Below are 323 nucleotides of genomic sequence, written 5' to 3' on the forward strand. Positions count from 1 at the left end.
TTGGAGTTGCAAGCTTCACTTTAAAGGGAAAAAAATTTAAACTAAATATTTACCAAAATCAAAGTTTAATTACATCGCCTGAATATAAAAACCATTTATTTCTTCCTTTTAACGATTTAACAAACAACACTACTAGTTATGAAGGCGGAAGATATATTGATTTAGAAATCCCTCCAGCTAAAAGCAAAATTATTATTATTGATTTCAATAAAGCCTACAATCCATATTGTGCATACAACCATAAATATTCATGCCCAATACCACCTGCAGATAATTTTTTAGATATTGAAATAAATGCAGGAGTTAAAAAATACCAAAAACAT

The 323-nt window shown here is 27.9% G+C and carries 1 protein-coding gene; it reads left to right on the top strand.

Annotated features, from left to right (window positions below):
• A partial coding sequence (locus tag QWI17_RS00410) for a DUF1684 domain-containing protein (protein ID WP_302720522.1) occupies nucleotides 1-323 on the top strand: 323 nt, incomplete at both ends.

The sequence above is a fragment of the Gilvimarinus gilvus genome (assembly GCF_030518155.1).
Taxonomy (GTDB): domain Bacteria; phylum Pseudomonadota; class Gammaproteobacteria; order Pseudomonadales; family Cellvibrionaceae; genus Gilvimarinus; species Gilvimarinus gilvus.